The 17,257-nt window shown below is 67.6% G+C and carries 18 protein-coding genes; 12 read left to right on the forward strand and 6 right to left on the reverse strand.

The window, feature by feature from the left end; all coding sequences use genetic code 11:
• Positions 1 to 73: 73 nt before the first annotated feature.
• Genes TPR58_RS08085 through TPR58_RS08105 form a run of 5 tightly spaced genes read right to left on the reverse strand, consistent with a single transcriptional unit; the run spans position 74 to position 5,195 of the window.
• On the reverse strand, positions 74 to 1,051 hold the full coding sequence (locus tag TPR58_RS08085) for a 50S ribosomal protein L11 methyltransferase (protein ID WP_346246128.1): 978 nt from the start codon (positions 1,049 to 1,051) through the stop codon (positions 74 to 76).
• Complete coding sequence (locus tag TPR58_RS08090; RefSeq protein ID WP_346246129.1) at positions 1,051 to 1,773, reverse strand: hypothetical protein; 723 nt, start codon at positions 1,771 to 1,773, stop codon at positions 1,051 to 1,053. The genes TPR58_RS08085 and TPR58_RS08090 overlap by 1 nt, the downstream gene beginning before the upstream one ends.
• The gene (locus TPR58_RS08095) at positions 1,763 to 2,467 is read right to left on the reverse strand and encodes an SDR family NAD(P)-dependent oxidoreductase (RefSeq protein ID WP_346246130.1); all 705 of its coding nucleotides are present in this window, start codon (positions 2,465 to 2,467) and stop codon (positions 1,763 to 1,765) included. The genes TPR58_RS08090 and TPR58_RS08095 overlap by 11 nt, the downstream gene beginning before the upstream one ends.
• A gap of 24 nt (positions 2,468 to 2,491) precedes the next feature.
• Entirely contained in the window at positions 2,492 to 3,832 is a 1,341-nt protein-coding gene (locus tag TPR58_RS08100) for a methyl-accepting chemotaxis protein (protein ID WP_346246131.1), read from the reverse strand.
• 19 nt (positions 3,833 to 3,851) lie between these two features.
• Positions 3,852 to 5,195: a methyl-accepting chemotaxis protein gene (locus TPR58_RS08105; protein WP_346246379.1), complete on the reverse strand. Its 1,344-nt coding sequence runs from the start codon at positions 5,193 to 5,195 to the stop codon at positions 3,852 to 3,854.
• Positions 5,196 to 5,394: 199 nt separating this feature from the next.
• Between TPR58_RS08105 and sdhC the strand changes: the two genes are divergently transcribed.
• The 9 genes from sdhC to TPR58_RS08150 all read left to right on the forward strand — a co-directional run bounded on the left by sdhC (position 5,395) and on the right by TPR58_RS08150 (position 14,472).
• On the forward strand, positions 5,395 to 5,811 hold the full coding sequence (sdhC, locus tag TPR58_RS08110; protein WP_346246132.1) for a succinate dehydrogenase, cytochrome b556 subunit: 417 nt from the start codon (positions 5,395 to 5,397) through the stop codon (positions 5,809 to 5,811).
• Positions 5,811 to 6,197, forward strand: a complete 387-nt coding sequence (gene sdhD, locus TPR58_RS08115) for a succinate dehydrogenase, hydrophobic membrane anchor protein (protein ID WP_346246133.1) — start codon at positions 5,811 to 5,813, stop codon at positions 6,195 to 6,197. Before sdhC ends, sdhD begins: the two co-directional genes overlap by 1 nt.
• A complete protein-coding gene (sdhA, locus tag TPR58_RS08120; protein WP_346246134.1) occupies positions 6,197 to 7,999 on the forward strand; it encodes a succinate dehydrogenase flavoprotein subunit in 1,803 nt (600 codons plus the stop codon). Before sdhD ends, sdhA begins: the two co-directional genes overlap by 1 nt.
• A gap of 388 nt (positions 8,000 to 8,387) precedes the next feature.
• Complete coding sequence (locus tag TPR58_RS08125; protein ID WP_346246135.1) at positions 8,388 to 9,377, forward strand: C13 family peptidase; 990 nt, start codon at positions 8,388 to 8,390, stop codon at positions 9,375 to 9,377.
• 40 nt (positions 9,378 to 9,417) lie between these two features.
• Positions 9,418 to 10,041 (forward strand): ATP-dependent Clp protease proteolytic subunit, encoded by a 624-nt coding sequence (locus tag TPR58_RS08130; RefSeq protein ID WP_346246136.1) that lies wholly within the window; start codon positions 9,418 to 9,420, stop codon positions 10,039 to 10,041.
• Positions 10,042 to 10,147: 106 nt separating this feature from the next.
• Entirely contained in the window at positions 10,148 to 10,936 is a 789-nt protein-coding gene (locus TPR58_RS08135) for a succinate dehydrogenase iron-sulfur subunit (protein ID WP_346246137.1), read from the forward strand.
• Positions 10,937 to 10,979: 43 nt separating this feature from the next.
• Positions 10,980 to 11,432: a PaaI family thioesterase gene (locus TPR58_RS08140; protein ID WP_346246138.1), complete on the forward strand. Its 453-nt coding sequence runs from the start codon at positions 10,980 to 10,982 to the stop codon at positions 11,430 to 11,432.
• Entirely contained in the window at positions 11,429 to 12,541 is a 1,113-nt protein-coding gene (gene zapE, locus TPR58_RS08145; protein WP_346246139.1) for a cell division protein ZapE, read from the forward strand. Before TPR58_RS08140 ends, zapE begins: the two co-directional genes overlap by 4 nt.
• A gap of 83 nt (positions 12,542 to 12,624) precedes the next feature.
• Entirely contained in the window at positions 12,625 to 14,472 is a 1,848-nt protein-coding gene (locus TPR58_RS08150) for a glycoside hydrolase family 2 protein (RefSeq protein ID WP_346246140.1), read from the forward strand.
• Positions 14,473 to 14,475: 3 nt separating this feature from the next.
• On the opposite strand, the gene TPR58_RS08155 is transcribed toward TPR58_RS08150, so the two are convergent.
• On the reverse strand, positions 14,476 to 15,009 hold the full coding sequence (locus TPR58_RS08155) for a winged helix-turn-helix transcriptional regulator (RefSeq protein WP_346246141.1): 534 nt from the start codon (positions 15,007 to 15,009) through the stop codon (positions 14,476 to 14,478).
• 65 nt (positions 15,010 to 15,074) lie between these two features.
• Between TPR58_RS08155 and TPR58_RS08160 the strand changes: the two genes are divergently transcribed.
• From TPR58_RS08160 to TPR58_RS08170, 3 genes are all read left to right on the forward strand, one after another.
• A complete protein-coding gene (locus TPR58_RS08160) occupies positions 15,075 to 15,494 on the forward strand; it encodes a VOC family protein (protein ID WP_346246142.1) in 420 nt (139 codons plus the stop codon).
• A gap of 223 nt (positions 15,495 to 15,717) precedes the next feature.
• Positions 15,718 to 16,680, forward strand: coding sequence for a malate dehydrogenase (mdh, locus tag TPR58_RS08165; protein WP_346246143.1), 963 nt, complete (start codon positions 15,718 to 15,720; stop codon positions 16,678 to 16,680).
• On the forward strand, positions 16,680 to 17,234 hold the full coding sequence (locus tag TPR58_RS08170) for a hypothetical protein (RefSeq protein ID WP_346246144.1): 555 nt from the start codon (positions 16,680 to 16,682) through the stop codon (positions 17,232 to 17,234). The genes mdh and TPR58_RS08170 overlap by 1 nt, the downstream gene beginning before the upstream one ends.
• Positions 17,235 to 17,257 lie beyond the last annotated feature (23 nt).

Raw genomic sequence — 17,257 nt, forward strand, 5'->3', positions numbered from 1 at the left:
CGGCGCCTGAAAATCGCTCTACCGCGATTTTTCAAATGGTCTCTGAGCGCGTCCCGGCCGCGGCCGGGACGGTTCACCAGCTGCCGAAGCCCGGCGCCTCGCCGACGCCGCCCGGTCCCGGGCGGGTGACGCGATCGGCGCCGTAGCGGGCGCGCTTGACCAGCCGCAGCGCCGGCCAGGCGCCATTGTCGATCCGGCCGGCCAGCCGCAGCCCCTGCCGCCGATAGGCGCGCGCGACGGTATCGGCCTGGTCCTGCAGCAACCCGGCAAGGACCAGGGTCCCGCCCTCGGCCAGCGCCATGCTGACCGTCGGCGCCAGTTCGACCAGCGGCCCGGCCAGGATGTTGGCGATGATCAGGTCATAGGGCGCGCGGCCGATCAGCAGCGGATGCTGCATCCCCGGCGCGACCGCGAGGGCAAGCTGGCCCATGCCTTCGCCCAGCGCGACGTGGTTGAGCCCGGCATTTTCCGCGGTCACCTCGATCGAACGCGGATCGATGTCGGACGCGGTCGCATAGGCGCCGGGCCACAGGTGCAGCGCGGCGAAGGCGAGCAGCCCGGTGCCGGTGCCGAGATCGAGCAGGTTGCGCACCCGCTTGCCCGAGACCTTCAGCTCGTCGAGCGTCCGCAGGCATCCCGCCGTGGTCTCGTGCGTGCCGGTCCCGAAAGCGAGGCCCGCATCGATGCGGAAGGCGCGCGCGCCGGGCGGGACGATTCCGCGATTATGCTCGGTATGGACATAGAAGCGACCGGCGTGGACAGGCTCGATCCCCGCCTGGCTCATCGTCACCCAATCCTCGTCGCGCAGCTTTTCCAGCGCCGGGCGGACGCCGTCGCTGCTCGGGGCCAGCGCCTGCACCGCGGCGATCGCGGCGCTGTTCGGCTTTCCGTCGAAATAGGCCTCGAGCTGCCAGCTGGCAGGATCGTCGGGGATCGTCTCGCTGGTGAGCAGCACCGGCGCGGGATCGATGTCGAGCAGCGCCGCGCCTTCGAAGTCGATCGCCTCGGCTTCGTCGCGGGTGCAGGGGAAGGTGACTTTCCAGCTTGCCATCAGTCTATCGCCACAGGGTGTTGCGCGACGATCTTCAGATCGGGGATCTCGATCGCGCGATAATGAAGCTTGCGGCCCTGGCGCATCAGCACGCCCATCCGCGTCGCGCTCTGCATCCAGACCCGCTCGACGCCGTCGATACCCTTCAGCAGGATCGCCTGCCGCCCGGTGTTCAGATCGCCCACCAGCACGTCCTGCGACTTCGCGTCCGCGGCCTGGACCCGGATGACATAATAAGCGAGCGGCGGCTTGGGCGTCGCGGCGGTCTCGACCGCATAGCCCTCGTCGTTCGTCTCGCCGTCACGCCCCGCCACTGCCGGCAGATAGTCGCGCCCGACGATCCGGCGCGTGTTGTCGGGCAACAGCTTGCGACTCGTTCCGCTGGTCGAATCGAGCAGGATCACATTGCGTTCGTCGGCTTCCTTGCCGCGCGAGGAATAGGAAGCGCTGCCGCCATCCCCCGCATCGCCCCTGGCGATCACGATCTCGTCGAAACGGGTGCCGCGCAGCGGCGTGATCGCGCCGACGCTGAAGATCTCCGTCGCATCGGCACCCGCCTGCACCGGAGCTGCCTCGCGGCGTTCCCGATGTTCCCACCCCAGGACGGTGACGGCGAGGAAGATCACCGCCGCGGCGGCCAGCAGGCCGATCCCCGCGAACACCCCCAGCAGGATGCGGCCGGGAATGCGCGATGCCAGGGGCGTCGCAGGTCTATCGGACATAGCTGGCACCATTCACGTCGAGCACCGCGCCGGTCATCGACGCCGGCGCCTCCAGCGCGCAGAATTTCGCCATCGTCGCCACCTCCTCCGGCATCGCCACCCGCCCAAGCGGGATGTCGGCGAGCAGCTTGTCGCCGCCGCGGCTCGCCAGATAGTCCTCGGCCATCCCGGTCATGGTGAAGCCGGGGCAGATGGCGAAGGCCAGAACCTCCTGAGCCGCATAGCCGCGGGCGATCGACTTGGTCATGCCGACCATGCCCGCCTTCGACGCGGCATAATGCCAGTGCGCCGGGCTGTCGCCGCGATAGGCGGCGCGGCTGGCGATGTTGACGATCCGGCCGCCGCGCGATCCCGCCTGCCAATGCCGGACGGCGAAGCGGCAGAGCTGCGCCGAGGCGGTGAGATTGACCTGCATCGTGCGGCCCCAGGCCTCTGCCCAGTCATCGTCGTCGAGGTCGATCGGCGCCGCCTCGAAGATTCCGGCATTGTTGACCAGCACGTCGATCCGCCCGTCGAGCTGGTCGAGCGCCGCGTCCCACAGCGCACGGGGCGCCATGGGATCGGTGAAGTCGGCGGCGATGCCCGAACGGGTACCCTGGCCGACGACGCGCGCGCCTGCAGCGGTCAGCGCGTCGAGAATCGCAGCACCGATGCCGCGGCTCGATCCGGTGACGAGAATATGGGGAACGGTCATCCGCCCCCACTAGCCGCTGTCGGGTCAGGCCGCCACCAAGGAAGAGAAATTCTCGGCCGCGTCGCGAAGCTGGTGCAGGCGATCATCGACCTGGGTGACGTCGCGCTGCAACTCGTCGATCTCGCTGGTGACCGACCGGCTGTCCTCGCGGATCGCGCCGATCGTCGCCGACATCGAATCCGCCGCCAGCGCGGTCTCGTCGACCGCGGCCGTGATCGCGGTGACGGTCTGCGCCTGGCGTTCCATCGCACTGCGGATCCGGTCGGCGCTCGCCTGGACCTCGCTGACGGTGTCGCGGATCGACGCATTGGTCTCGACGGTCGATCGGGTGGCCGACTGGATCGCCGCGATCTTCGAGGCGATGTCGTCGGTCGCGCGTGCGGTCTGGCTGGCGAGGCTCTTCACTTCCTGCGCCACCACCGCGAAGCCGCGCCCCGCATCGCCGGCGCGCGCCGCCTCGATCGTCGCATTGAGCGCAAGCAAGTTGGTCTGCCCGGCAATGTCACGGATCAGGCCCAGGATCGATTCGATCGACTTGGCATGGTCGGACAGCATCTCCGACATGCCGACGGCAGCGCCCGCCTGGCTGGAGGCGCGGTTGGCGATCTCCGCCGCTGCCTCGACCTCGCCGCGCGCATCCTCGATCGCGCGGGTCAGGCCGGCGGCGGTGTACGCCGCCTCGCGCATCACGACCGCGGACTGCTCGGCAGCAGCCGCAACCTCGCTGGTCTTGCCCAGCATGCCGCGTGCCGAGGTCGAGGCACCCTGCGCCTGGATGCAAATGCGGTTGCCGAGTTCGGCCGCACCGCCGATCGTGCCTGCGATCGCATCGCGGAAATGGGTGCTGCGTTCGCGCCGCTCGGTCCGGGCGACGTCCTGTTCCAGTTCGGAGGTGCGCGCGAACAACAGGTCGGACTCGGCCAGCGCCAGACGCTGGACCGTATCGCCCAGCATCACCAGCTTCGCCGCGTCGCCCGCGAAATGTTCGGCGATCACCTGGACCGTGGCCTGATGCGAGCAGGACAGGGCCGCGAGCTGGGCAGAGAGCGAAATGCCGGACTGATAGGCCTTTTCGGCATGGCTGCAGGCCATGCGCATCCATTCGGGATCGAGCGGCCGGCTGAACTTGGCGCAGGCATAGCGTGCGCTCCTGGCGATCTGGCGCGTGCGGCGCTCGTCGGTGACGTCGGCGCGCAGATGGGCGAAGGCAGGATCGTCGAGATAGCGATCCCAGAACACGGTCGCGAGATGCTCGTACTTGCCCTCGAGGGCGGCGGCAATCTCCGTCGCCCCCGCCGCAAGCTGGCCGTCCCAGTCATAGCGCGCCAGCAATTCCGACGAGACGTCCTGCACGCTCCGCTTCATCATCCTCTCCATTCGATCGTCATGCGGCGACCTTGGCGATGAAGTCGCCGGCGCTGGTCTTGAGCGTGCCGAGCTGGCCGTCGAGCGCGGCAAAGCCCTGCCCGACCCGGTCGATCTCGCTCGCCACCGCCTCGGTATCCTCGCGGATCGCCCCGATCGTCGCCGACATCGAATCCGCCGCCAGCGCGGTCTCGTCGACCGCGGCCGTGATCGCGGTGACGGTCTGCGCCTGGATTTCCATCGCGCCGCGAATGCGGTTGGCGCTGTCCTGAACCTCGCTGACGGTGTCGCGAATCGACGCATTGGTCTCGACGGTCGATCGGGTGGCCGACTGGATCGCCGCGATCTTCGAGGCGATGTCGTCGGTCGCGCGTGCGGTCTGGCTTGCAAGGCTCTTCACTTCCTGCGCCACCACCGCGAAGCCGCGCCCCGCATCGCCGGCGCGCGCCGCCTCGATCGTCGCATTGAGCGCAAGCAAGTTGGTTTGCCCGGCAATGTCGCGGATCAGGCCCAGGATCGATTCGATCGACTTGGCATGGTCGGACAGCATCTCCGACATGCCGACGGCAGCGCCCGCCTGGCTGGAGGCGCGGTTGGCGATCTCCGCCGCTGCCTCGACCTCGCCGCGCGCATCCTCGATCGCGCGGATCAGGCCGGCCGCGGTCTGCGCCGCCTCGCGCATCGCGACCGCCGACTGCTCCGCAGCGGCGGCGACCTCGCTGGCCTTGCCCAGCATGCCGCGCGCCGACGCCGAGGTATGGACCGCCTGGACGCGCAGCTGGTCGCCCTCGCGCGACGCACGCTCGACCGTCGAGCCGATCGAATCGCGGAAATCGGTCGCGAGCCGGTCGCGCGCGACCTGTGCGCTGTGCTCGCGGCACATGTTGTAGAGCTCGACCATGATGTCGCCCTCCAGCGCCGACAGCCGCATCAGCGTGTCGATCAGCTTGGGCAGGCGAGGATCGTCGGCCCCGACCCGACGCATCAACGCGTCGAGCGCAGCCCGGTCGCTGGCGTTGATCATCGACAGCAGCGCCAGCGGCGGCACCTCTGCGGCATAGGCAGCGGCAACCGACCGCTCGATCGAGTCGATCCAGGCATGGCCGGCCGTGTCGAGAAAGCGATTGCGCAGGAACACGATGCCGACATCGACCATCTTCTGCGTTTCCTGCGGCGCCCAGGCGCGCTGGTCGGCGAAGCAGCGCAGCCATTGCTGCCAATAGGCATCGCTGACCTGGCGCATCTCGGGCTCGAGCACGTCCCAGACCTCGCGCGCGGATGCCACCAGCGAGTTGTCGAAATCGAAGATCGCGAGTCGCGCGCGGACGTCGATGCGGGCGGCCAGCGTTCCCGGTGCGGGCAAGGATGCGATGTTCGCAGGCGTGGTCACGGACTGGTTTCCCCATGGCTGCGGCGGATGCGCCGCGATCATGCGCCCTTGTCGTCCGAAACCTTTAAGGCTCGGTTAGCCATCGGCGAGCGTCGTGGCGCACAAGCGATGCGGCTTGCATCATCGGCAGGCCGGACTAAGGGATGCCCCATTGACTCTTGGGGAGCCCGACTTGGCCAACGTCCGCAACAAGGAGCGTCCGCTCTCGCCGCACCTCGGCATCTGGAAATGGGGACCGGGGATGCTCGTGTCGATCGTCCACCGCGCCACCGGCAGCGGGATGGCGACGGTCGGGGCCGCATTGCTGGTCTGGTGGCTGGTCGCGCTGGCGGCGGGCGAAAAGGCCTATGAGCGCTTCGTCGACACCTTCACGGTCTCGTCCGGCGCGCTCAACATCGCCGGCTATGTGGTCGGCATCGGCCTGACCTTCGCGCTGTTCCAGCACATGGCCAGCGGCGTGCGCCACCTCTTCCTCGACGTCGGCGCCAATTTCGAACTCAAGTCGAACAAGACCAGCGCGACCCTGACCTTCCTCTTCTCGGTCGTCGCCACCATCGGGTTCTGGTTCGTCATCCTGGAGACGATCTGATGACTAGCGGCACTGCCATCGGCCGGGTCCGCGGCCTGGGCCCCTCGAACGAGGGCACCCATCACTGGCTGCACCAGCGGATCACCGCGGGCTCGAACCTGGCGCTGATGCTATGGTTCATGGTCAGCATCGCGCTGCTGCCGGGCTACAGCCTCGAGATCGCGCGCGACTGGATCGCCTCGACCTGGGTCGCGGTGCCGCTGATCCTGCTGATCATCTCGGTCGTCTATCATTTCCGCCTGGGGCTCCAGGTGGTGATCGAGGATTATCAGCAGGGCGAAAGCCGCGTCATCCTGCTGGTGCTGCTGAACTATTTCTCGGCCGCAGTCGCCGTGACCGCCATCTTCTCGATCCTCAAGATCGCCTTCACTCCCGGGGCCGCATAATGCCTGCTGCTTACAAGATCATCGATCACACCTATGACGCCGTCGTCGTCGGCGCCGGCGGTTCGGGCCTGCGCGCGACGATGGGCATCGCCGAGAGCGGCCTGAAGACCGCCTGCATCACCAAGGTGTTCCCGACGCGCAGCCACACCGTCGCGGCGCAGGGCGGCATCGCCGCCAGCCTGGGCAACATGGGTCCGGATCACTGGACCTGGCACATGTTCGACACGGTCAAGGGGTCCGACTGGCTCGGCGACCAGGACGCGATCGAATATATGGTGCGCGAGGCGCCGGCCGCGGTCTACGAGCTGGAACATGCCGGCGTGCCGTTCAGCCGCACCGAGGAAGGCAAGATCTACCAGCGGCCGTTCGGCGGCCATATGCAGAATATGGGCGCGGGCCCGCCCGTGCAGCGCACCTGCGCCGCGGCGGACCGTACCGGCCATGCCATGCTGCACGCGCTGTACCAGCAGAGCCTGAAGTATGACGCCGACTTCTATGTCGAGTATTTCGCGCTCGACCTGATCATGGAAAATGGCGCGTGCCGCGGCGTGATCGCGCTGTGCATGGAAGACGGATCGATCCACCGCTTCCGCAGCCATGCCGTGGTGCTCGCCACCGGCGGCGGCGGCCGCGTCTATCAGTCGGCCACCTCGGCGCACACCTGCACCGGCGACGGCAACGGCATGGCGCTGCGCGCCGGCCTGGCGCTGCAGGACATGGAGTTCGTCCAGTTCCACCCGACCGGCATCTATGGCGCCGGCGTGCTGATCACCGAGGGCGCGCGCGGCGAAGGCGGCTACCTGACCAACGCCGAGGGCGAGCGCTTCATGGAGCGCTATGCGCCCAGCGCGAAGGACCTGGCCAGCCGCGACGTGGTCGCCCGGTCGATGGCGATGGAAATCCGCGAGGGCCGCGGCGTGGGCAAGGAGAAGGACCATATCTTCCTTCACCTGAACCATATCGACCCCGCGGTTCTGGCCGAGCGGCTTCCCGGCATCACCGAGACCGGCAAGATCTTCGCCGGCGTAGACCTGACCCGCCAGCCGCTGCCGGTGGTGCCGACGGTCCATTACAATATGGGCGGCATCCCGACCAATTATCACGGCGAGGTCGTCTTCCCGAAGGACGGTGATCCCGACGCGAAGGTCCCCGGCCTGTTCGCGGTCGGCGAAGCGGCCTGCGTGTCGGTGCACGGCGCCAACCGCCTGGGCTCCAACTCGCTGATCGACCTGGTGGTGTTCGGCCGCGCAACCGGCCTGCGCCTGAAGGAAACGCTGAAGCCGAATACGCCGCACAACCCGCTGCCGGCGAATTCGGAGGAGTATGCGCTCACCCGGCTCGACCATTTCCGCAATGCCAAGGGCGGCACGACGACGGCGCAGATCCGCGCCGACATGCAGAAGACGATGCAGCGCCACTGCGCCGTGTTCCGCGACAGCGCGCTGCTGGCTGAGGGCGTCGGCCATATGGACCAGGTCTATCAGGGCTTCCAGGACGTGGGCGTGACCGATCGCTCGCTGATCTGGAACACCGATCTGGTCGAGACGCTGGAACTCGACAATCTGATCGGCCAGGCGCTGGTGACGATCAAGGGCGCCGAGAACCGCAAGGAAAGCCGCGGCGCGCACATGCACGAGGACTTCCCCGATCGCGACGACGCGAACTGGATGAAGCACACCATCGCCACCTTCGAGGGCTGGGGCGGCAAGGGCGGCAAGACCGACCTGAGCTTCCGCCCGGTTCACGAATATACGCTGACGGATGACGTAGAGTATATCGAGCCGAAGAAGCGAGTGTACTGAGACGAGCAATGCGGCCCGGAAGCTGACGCTTCCGGGCCGTTTTATTTTGGTGAGCCGGGACGGTCGTGCCAACGCTTTTCTATCATGCATTGATCTCGGAACGACCGCCCAAACCACCCGTCACCCCGGCCGCAGTGCCGAGGTCCACCCCTTATCCTCCCGAACGTTGAGGCTGCCTCAGCGATCGCCCCACTGCTGGCTGGGTTCCAATCGCGCGCATGACCTCATCTCCGGGATGTGCCGCACCGTGGCCCCCGGCACTGCGGCCGGGGTGACGATGTGGGTGCGGTGATGTAAGCTCCCCTCCCGGGATGAGCTGCAGACGCGCCCCGCTTGACTTCCCATCTCCTGCAGCGAGACTGTCGCCTCACCGTTTAGGGGGGCGTGCATGCGTTTGGCCGGTTTCGCGTGGATCGTTGGGCTGGCTGCCGCGGCCATCGGTGCCCCACTTGCCTCGGCCCAGCCCTACCAGGCACCGCAGCATGTCTCCGGCTGGCCTGGCATGGTTTCGGGTCAGACGCCCGAGGAAAACACCGCCAGCCTCGACCAGGGCCCCGAGCTGCAGCGCGGGCGGCCGCCGCGCTGGTCGCTGGCCGAGCATCGCCGGCTCGACCGGGCGCTCGCCGCGATCCAGCCGCAGCGCAAGGGGGTGGTCGACGTCTATGTCGTCGCGGTCGCGCTCGACAGCGATCCCGTCTTCGGGCGCGAAACGCGCGAGGCGGGCAAGGTGCTCGAGCGGCGCTATGGCGCGAAGGGTCGGTCTATCGTGCTGGCGGGGTCGACCGGCAAGGCGCCTAGCGAGCTTCCGGTCGGCAGCCTGAGTTCGCTGACGCTGGCGCTGGCGCGGATCGCCGAGGTGATGGACCCGGCCGAGGACGTGCTGGTGCTCTATTCGACCAGCCACGGCGCGAAGATCGGGCTTGCCTATCACGACGGCGACGAAGGGTTCGGGCTGCTGACGCCGCGACGATTCGCCGGGCTGCTGGACGACCTCGGGATCCGGCGGCGGGTGCTGGTCCTGTCGGCCTGTTATTCGGGCATCTTCGTGCCTGCCCTCGCCAGCCCGGACACCGCGCTGTTCACCGCGGCGTCGGACAGCCGCCCGTCCTTCGGATGCATGGCGGAGAATGACTGGACCTTCTTCGGCGACGCGATGATCAATCACGCGCTTCGCAAGCCGCAGCCGCTGGGCAGCGCCGCGACCGAGGCGCACGCGCTGATCGGCCGGTGGGAATCGGGGGCGAACCTTCAGCCGTCGGATCCCCAGATCAGCATCGGTGCGAATGTCGCAAGCTGGTTGAATCCGATCGAGGCGAAGATGCCGAAACAGGCAACCGAGCCTGTCGGCAGGCCGGCGACGGCCGCGTTGAACCAATAGGGTCAGGGAACCACAGCCGGGCGTGGCGGTTTCGCCCGCAATGACCGACGCACCGATCGACCCGACGACGTCCGCACTCGAACCGATTGCGGAACACGACCAGAACCGCGCCATCCGCTACCCGTTGCTGTGCCAGCCGCATGTCCTGCTGTCCGGAACGGTCGACCACGCGATGTACCGCAGCTTCCGCGAACAGCTTGCCGCCGCGCCTGCGACGGGCACGCTGGTGATCGCGATCTCGACGCTGGGGGGCGATCCCGAGGTCGCGCGACTGATGGCCGACGACGTCCGGCTGATGCGCCACTATGACGACCGCGAGATCCTGTTCCTGGGCAAGGTGGCGGTCTATTCGGCGGGGGCGACATTCATGGCAGCCTTTGCCGCCGACAAGCGCTTCCTGACGCGCGGCACGCGGATCATGATCCATGAGCGGATCCTGACCAAGACGGTCGAACTCTCGGGTCCCTTGGCGAGCTGCACGGCCGGATTGAAGGCGGTGCTGCACGAGATCGAGGAGTCGATGCGGATCGAGGAGGAAGGGTTTCGCGGCCTGATCGCGGGCACCCGGATCGCGCTGGACGAGGTGCGGCGGCGCGCGCCGGAGAACTGGTATGTCGAGGCCGAGGAGGCGCGTTCGCTGGGCCTGGTGCTCGACGTGATCTGAACGCCTGAGCGGATTCGGCACGCGCGGGGTTGCGCTGCGGGTGCGAAAGGCATAGCCCGCCCGGGCGCACCCCCAGGCTTCGGTGCGCGCGCAAGGGACGAGTGGAATGGCCGAATTTCGCCTGCCGAAGAACAGTCGCATCGACAGCAAGCAGGGCACGACCCACAAGGCGCCGGGCGGCGCCAAGCGGGTGAAGAAGTTCAAGATCTACCGCTACGATCCCGACAGCGGCCAGAACCCCTATTATGATTCGTTCGAGCTCGACCTGGACGATTGCGGTCCGATGGTCCTCGACGCCCTGCTGAAGATCAAGAACGAGGTGGACAGCACCCTCACCTTCCGCCGCTCGTGCCGCGAGGGCATCTGCGGATCGTGTTCGATGAACATGGACGGCCGCAACGGCCTGGCCTGCACGACCGCGATCGAGGACATCAAGGGCGATATCCGCATCACGCCCCTGCCGCACATGGACGTGATCAAGGACCTGGTCCCCGACTTCACCCATTTCTATGCACAATATTCGTCGATCAAGCCGTGGCTGCAGACGGTGTCGACCACCCCTTCGGGCAAGGAGCGGCTCCAGTCGCCGGAACAGCGCGCGAAGCTGGACGGACTGTACGAGTGCATCCTGTGCGCCTGCTGCTCGACCTCGTGCCCCAGCTATTGGTGGAATTCGGACAAGTTCCTGGGTCCGGCGATCCTGCTCCAGGCCTATCGCTGGCTGGCCGACAGCCGCGACGAGATGACCGGCGAGCGGCTGGATGCGCTGGAGGATCCGTTCCGCCTGTATCGCTGCCACACGATCATGAACTGCGCGAACGTGTGCCCCAAGGGCCTGTCGCCGGCCAAGGCGATCGCTGAGATCAAGATCATGGAAGCCGAGCGCACGCTGTAATGCGGTCGGGCGGAGCGACGGTAGCACCGGGCCGCCGCGCGGCATGAAGGACGGCCTCTTTGTCTACGAGGACGATCCCGATGCGCCCGGCTGGAAACGCTATGCGCTGCGTGAAAGCGGGCGATTCAACGATTTTCTGGGCCCGCTGCGCATCCGGGTCGAGGACGGCGTCGCCCGGATCCGGATGCAGCCGCTCGCGCAGCATTCGAACCTGAAGGACAATGTCCATGGCGGCGTGGTGCTGGGGTTCATCGACCTGGCGCTGTTCGCCGCGGCGCGCGCGTTCGAGATCCTGAACGGCCCGGCACTGACGCTGGACCTGTCGACCCAGTTCATCGGCGGCAGCCGGATCGACGAACCGCTGGAGGCGCGGGTCGAATTGCTGCGCGAGACCGGCCGGCTGATCTTCCTGCGGGGGCTGATCGTGCAGGAGCCAGAGGCGCTGGTCGCCAGCTTCAGCGGGACGATCCGCAAGCCGAGCGCGCCCGCGACATGAGCCGGGTCCTCGAACGCTACCGCGCGCTGGTCGACGCGGGCGAGCTGCGCGCCGATCCCGAACAGGGTGCGGCGGCCGAGCGTCTCGACCTGCTGGCGCAGGCGCTGGAGGCGGTGCCGAAAAAGGGCAGCATCCTGTGGCGGGCGCTGGGCCGACGCCCCGAGCCGCCACGCGGCGTCTATCTGTGGGGCGGTGTCGGGCGCGGCAAGTCGATGCTGATGGACCTGTTCTTCGACAGCCTGGCGATCCGCCGCAAACGCCGCGTCCATTTCCACGAATTCATGCTCGAAGTGCATGAGCGGCTGGAGGTCGAGCGGCGCAAGGACACGCGCGATCCCGTCGTGGCGGTGGCGGCGTCGATGGTCGAGGATGTCCGCCTGCTGGCGTTCGACGAGATGGTGGTGAACAATCCGCCCGACGCGATGATCCTGTCGCGGCTGTTCACCGAGATGATGCGCCACGGCGTGACGATGGTCGCGACGTCGAACCGCGCGCCGGACGAGCTCTACAAGGACGGGCTCAACCGCCAGCTGTTCCTGCCGTTCATCGCGCTGATCGAGGAGCAGATGGACGTCCTGGCGCTGAACGGCCCCGTCGATTACCGGCGCGACCGGCTGGGCCAGGTCGATACGTGGCTGGTGCCCAACGGCGACGAGTCGACACGGGCGCTGTCCGCGGCCTTTTTCCGCCTGACCGATTACCCGCCCGAGGATCGCGAGCATGTCCCCGGATGCGACATCGCGGTGCAGGGCGGGCGCGAACTCCATGTGCCCAAATGCCTGAAGGGCGTGGCGGTGTTCTCGTTCAAGCGGCTGTGCGGCGAGGCGCGCGGCGCGGCCGACTATCTGGCGATCGCGCGGCGCTTCCACACCGTGATCCTGGTCGGCATTCCCAAGCTGGGTCCCGACAACCGTAACGAAGCGGCGCGCTTCGTGACGCTGGTCGATGCGCTGTACGAGCACAAGGTGAAGCTGCTGGCCGCCGCCGATGCCGAGCCCGAGCATCTCTATGAGGCCGGCGATGGCCGCTTCGAGTTCGACCGGACGATCAGCCGGCTGATGGAGATGCGGTCGGACGACTATCTGGCGCAGGGCCACGGCGAGGTCTGAGCCCGCGCTTTTCGGGCGACACGCGCTCGAGATGCGGTAGATTCCCTGTCCGAAGCGGCGCGCGACTCCGCCGGATCGAGGGGATGAGGATGCGGCCGGACCTGTGGCTCGTTGCGATACTCTGCGCGCTGCTGCCGGTTGCCGCCGCCGCGCAGCCCGACCGCAGGGCGATGCTGACCGGCGCCGAACTGCGGCCGGCGCAGAGCCTGGACGGGGCGTGGCACTGGTCGATCGATCCCTATCGCGACGGGATCGCCGGCTTTCATGGCGGCCCGCCCAATGCGAGCACGCGGCGTTGGAGCGACGTGATCGTCGCCGAGGTAGCGGAGCGCGATCCCGCCGCACTGTTCGAATTCGACATGCAGCGCTCGCCGGTCACCCACCTGCCCGGCAGCTGGATCGGCCATGCGCCGGAGATGCGGCTGTACCAGGGACTGGTCTGGTATCAGCGCGACTTCGATTTCACGTCTGCCGGTCCGGGCAGGCGTACCTATCTGCGCTTCGGCGCGGTGGATTACCGCGCCGACGTCTATCTGAACGGCAAGCTAGTGGGATCGCATGAAGGCGGCTTCACCCCCTTCGCCTTCGACGTGACCGACCTGCTCCGACCGGGCCGCAACCAGATCACGGTCGGCGCCGACTCGGCGCGAACCAACGACGATGTTCCGCCGCCGGTGACCGACTGGGAAACCTATGGCGGCATCACCCGATTGGTGTCGCTGATCTCCGTACCCGAAACGCATATCGAGGATTATTGGGTACGCCTGACCCGCGACGGACGGATCGCGGCGACGATACGCGTGGCCGGCGGCGGCGCGGACGCGCCCCGCGTGCGCATTCCGGCGTTGGGCACCACCATCCTCCTGCGTTGCGACGCGCAGGCGTGCACCGGCAGCATCGCCGCGCCCCGCCGGCTGAAGCGCTGGTCGCCCGAGACCCCGACGCTGTACGCGGTCGAGATCGAGGCCGGTGGCGACGTCATCCACGAGCGGATCGGCTTCCGCACGATCGAGGTACGCGGCACCGACATCCTGCTGAACGGCAAGCCGATCTTCCTGCGCGGCATCTCGATGCACGAGGAGGAACTGGGCAGCGATCCAGTGCGAGCGATGACACCCGCCGCGGCCCGCGCGCTGCTGACCGAGATCCGCGACGGGCTGAACGGCAATTTCGTCCGGCTCGCCCATTATCCGCACAGCGAGGTGACGACCCGCATGGCCGACGAACTGGGCCTGCTCGTGTGGAGCGAGGTGCAGGTTTATTGGCGGGTGAACTGGTCCAATCCCGCCACGCTGGCCACCGCCCAGGCGATGATGACCGAGACGATCCAGCGCGACCGCAACCGGGCGTCGATCATCCTGTGGAGCGTCGCCAACGAGACGCCGGTGAGCGAGGCCCGCAACGCCTTCCTGCGCGCGCTGATCGGTACCGTCCGGGCGCAGGACGATACGAGGCTGGTCACCGCCGCGCTGCTGAGCAAACGCGAGGGCAAGGTCTCGACGATCGACGACCCGCTGGCCGGAGACCTCGATGTGCTTGCGATCAACACCTATAATGGCTGGTATTCGGGCGATCCGCTGGCGAGCCTTCCGTCGCTCGAATGGCGGTCCGAGTCGGGCAAGCCGATGATCTTCTCCGAATTCGGCGCCGATGCGCAGGCGGGCTATCACGACGCCGCACCGAGTCCCCACAAGTTCAGCGAGGACTATCAGGCCGACTATTACCGCCAGACGCTGGCGATGGCGCGGCGCGTGCCGTTCCTGCGCGGAATGAGCCCGTGGATCCTCAAGGACTTCCGCTCGCCGCGGCGCCAGCACCCGGTCTATCAGCAGGGCTGGAACCGCAAGGGCCTGCTCTCGCCGACCGGTGAGCGCAAACAGGCGTTCGAGGTGCTGGCGCAGGAATATGCCCGGATCCGCGACTCGCGCTGATCCTCAGCCCGCCATCGCCCCCGCCAGGTCCTGCCCCCTGCCGGTGAGCGCATAGAGCGGCAACGGCGGGAAGCGATCCTCCAGCCGCCGCGCGATCAGGTCGTGGCCGATCATCGTCTGCAGCGTGAGCGACAGCGCGCGCGGCGTGACCGGCGCCAACCGGGACTGCAGCGCGCCGAACCGGGTCCAGTCTTCCCCAATGCCGGCCACCACCGGCAGCCCCCAACGGGGCAGATCGCCCGCTGCCAGTCCGAGTCGCGCACGCGCAGCCATGATCCGCTCGCACGCCCAGCCGACCACCCTGCCGGCATCGGTCAGCACATATTCGGGACGTAGCGGATGCCCGTGGCCGGGATTGGGAACAACCCAGCCGGCATCGCGCAGATGCTGAAGACAGCGGGTCAGGCTGTGGCTCGACAGACCGAACCGCGCCGCGATCATCGCGAAGCGCGCGCCCGACCGCTCGCTCAGCAGCGCCAGTACCGGCAGCGCCCAGCGAGTCGCGGTCAGCAGGCGGAGCGTTTCGGGATCGAGCACTGGTTGACAGCTAGTCCAAATTGATATCGACTATATAAACGGAACCATAGAGTCGGGAACCCCGCATGACAAGCATCGCCCAGCCCCATCCGGTCGCAAAGACGGCGGTATCGCCCATTCCCTATGACGGCGGCCTCGCCTGCGCGCTCTCGGTCACCGACCTCGACGCATCGCTCGCCTGGTACCGCGACGTGCTGGGCATGGCGCTGCTCTATCGCCGCAACGACATCGCGTGGTGCGAGTTCGCGACCAGCGTGGCGCGCGTGACGGTCGGACTGTCGCAAACCGAAACCGCCGGCGGGCCGGGCGGCGCCACGCTGACCTTCGGTGTCACTGATATCGACGCGGCCAAGGCGGCGCTCGACGCTGCCGGCGTGCGTCAGGACGGTGGGATCGACGAAGTTCCCGACATGGTCCGGTTGCTGACCTTCTATGATCCCGACGGCAATGCGCTGATGTTCTATCAGGACCTCTCCGCAACGTGATGCGTTAGGAACGGGACGCTCCAGCTTCCAGGCGTGGCGCCCGAATGGCCGCCCTGCGGGGAGCCGGCCGACCCCAGCTATTGCACTTGCGAATTACTTGCAAAGATAATGGCCTGCCCGGGACTCCTTTGGGTTGCGGCACGCGAGCAATGCGCCTAAGCGACGCTCGTTTTTCCGCGGTTTCGCGCCACAGTCGCGCACTCTACAGACCCAAGGAGTTTCCATGGCCCGCAAGAAGATCGCCCTTATCGGCGCAGGCAATATCGGCGGCACGCTCGCCCATCTCGCCGCGCTCAAGGGCCTTGGCGATATCGTGTTGTTCGACGTGGTCGAGGGCGTGCCCCAGGGCAAGGCGCTGGACCTGAGCCAGTGCGGCCCGGTCGAGGGCTTCGACGCGAAGATCACCGGTTCGAACGACTATGCCGACATTGCAGGCGCGGACGTCATCATCGTCACCGCCGGCGTCGCCCGCAAGCCGGGCATGAGCCGCGACGACCTGCTGGGCATCAACCTGAAGGTCATGAAGGCCGTCGGCGAGGGCATCGCCGCCAACGCACCCGATGCGTTCGTCATCTGCATCACCAACCCGCTCGACGCGATGGTGTGGGCGCTGCGCGAATTCTCGGGCCTGCCGCACCAGAAGGTCGTCGGCATGGCCGGCGTGCTCGACTCGGCACGCTTCAGCCACTTCCTCGCCGAGGAATTCAACGTCTCGGTCAAGGACGTCACCAGCTTCGTGCTGGGCGGACACGGCGACACGATGGTGCCGGTGATCGAATATTCGACCGTTTCGGGCATCCCCGTTCCCGACCTGATCGAGATGGGCTTCTCGACCCAGGAGCGCATCGACGAGATCGTCAAGCGCACCCGCGGCGGCGGCGGCGAGATCGTCGCGCTGCTGAAGACCGGTTCGGCCTTCTACGCACCCGCCACCAGTGCGATCGCGATGGCGGAGAGCTATCTGTACGACCAGAAGCGCCTGCTTCCGGCGGCGGTCCACCTGACCGGCCAGTACGGCATCGACGACCTGTATGTCGGCGTGCCGGTGATCATCGGCGCCGGCGGCGCCGAGAAGGTCGTCGAGATCAAGCTGACCGACGAAGCCAAGGCCAACCTCACCGTGTCGGTCGACGCGGTCAAGGAACTGCTGGTCGCCTGCAAGGGCATCGACAGCTCGCTGGTCTGATGTCCGCGCTGGCCGCCTTGCTGCTGATCGGCAGCGCCTCGCCCGAGGCGCCGCTGCTCGACGCATTCAAGGCGGCCTGCACGCGGATCGACGATTTCGCCGGCGCCCAGGCCGACATCCCCAAGGCGGGATGGCAGCCGGTCGCCGAGGATGTCGAACCGCGGCTTGCCGGCCTGCTGAAGCTGGGCCGCGAGGCGATCGGCGATATCGGCAAGATCAGCGGCAGCACCTATCGCGCCACCTTCGAAGGGCGACCGGTCTATCTGGTGCTCTCGCGGTTCGAGGACACGTCGGGCTTCTGGGGCAATGGCTGCCGCGCCTATGACTTCGACGCGACCACGCCGATCGCGACCGAGGCGCTCGACGCCTGGGTCGGCCGGGCCGCCACCGACAGTCGGGACCAGGCCGGGATCGTGAAGCGCCAGTGGGAACCGGGCTGGCGCGACGGCATGTCGGTCGAGGCCGCCTATATCCCCGCCGGCCATCCCGGCGTGGGCAAGACCGGCCTTCAGGGCCGGGTGCTGGTCGCCGAGGCGAACGGCGGGTCCAAATGAACACACAGTCTTTCACCTTCCTT

The sequence above is a fragment of the Sphingomonas rustica genome, assembly GCF_039652585.1.
In the GTDB taxonomy this organism is placed as follows: Bacteria; Pseudomonadota; Alphaproteobacteria; order Sphingomonadales; family Sphingomonadaceae; genus Sphingomonas; species Sphingomonas rustica.

Bases quoted from the DNA above. Each gene is read 5' to 3' on its own strand.
- TPR58_RS08100 (WP_346246131.1), bottom strand. From the start codon at position 3,832: ATGAAGCGGAGCGTGCAGGACGTCTCGTCGGAATTGCTGGCGCGCTAT.
- TPR58_RS08125 (WP_346246135.1), top strand. From the start codon at position 8,388: ATGCGTTTGGCCGGTTTCGCGTGGATCGTTGGGCTGGCTGCCGCGGCC.
- TPR58_RS08135 (WP_346246137.1), top strand. From the start codon at position 10,148: ATGGCCGAATTTCGCCTGCCGAAGAACAGTCGCATCGACAGCAAGCAG.
- TPR58_RS08090 (WP_346246129.1), bottom strand. From the start codon at position 1,773: ATGTCCGATAGACCTGCGACGCCCCTGGCATCGCGCATTCCCGGCCGC.
- TPR58_RS08095 (WP_346246130.1), bottom strand. From the start codon at position 2,467: ATGACCGTTCCCCATATTCTCGTCACCGGATCGAGCCGCGGCATCGGT.
- TPR58_RS08130 (WP_346246136.1), top strand. From the start codon at position 9,418: ATGACCGACGCACCGATCGACCCGACGACGTCCGCACTCGAACCGATT.
- sdhD (WP_346246133.1), top strand. From the start codon at position 5,811: ATGACTAGCGGCACTGCCATCGGCCGGGTCCGCGGCCTGGGCCCCTCG.
- TPR58_RS08085 (WP_346246128.1), bottom strand. From the start codon at position 1,051: ATGGCAAGCTGGAAAGTCACCTTCCCCTGCACCCGCGACGAAGCCGAG.
- TPR58_RS08150 (WP_346246140.1), top strand. From the start codon at position 12,625: ATGAGGATGCGGCCGGACCTGTGGCTCGTTGCGATACTCTGCGCGCTG.
- TPR58_RS08140 (WP_346246138.1), top strand. From the start codon at position 10,980: ATGAAGGACGGCCTCTTTGTCTACGAGGACGATCCCGATGCGCCCGGC.
- TPR58_RS08170 (WP_346246144.1), top strand. From the start codon at position 16,680: ATGTCCGCGCTGGCCGCCTTGCTGCTGATCGGCAGCGCCTCGCCCGAG.
- zapE (WP_346246139.1), top strand. From the start codon at position 11,429: ATGAGCCGGGTCCTCGAACGCTACCGCGCGCTGGTCGACGCGGGCGAG.
- sdhA (WP_346246134.1), top strand. From the start codon at position 6,197: ATGCCTGCTGCTTACAAGATCATCGATCACACCTATGACGCCGTCGTC.
- TPR58_RS08160 (WP_346246142.1), top strand. From the start codon at position 15,075: ATGACAAGCATCGCCCAGCCCCATCCGGTCGCAAAGACGGCGGTATCG.
- mdh (WP_346246143.1), top strand. From the start codon at position 15,718: ATGGCCCGCAAGAAGATCGCCCTTATCGGCGCAGGCAATATCGGCGGC.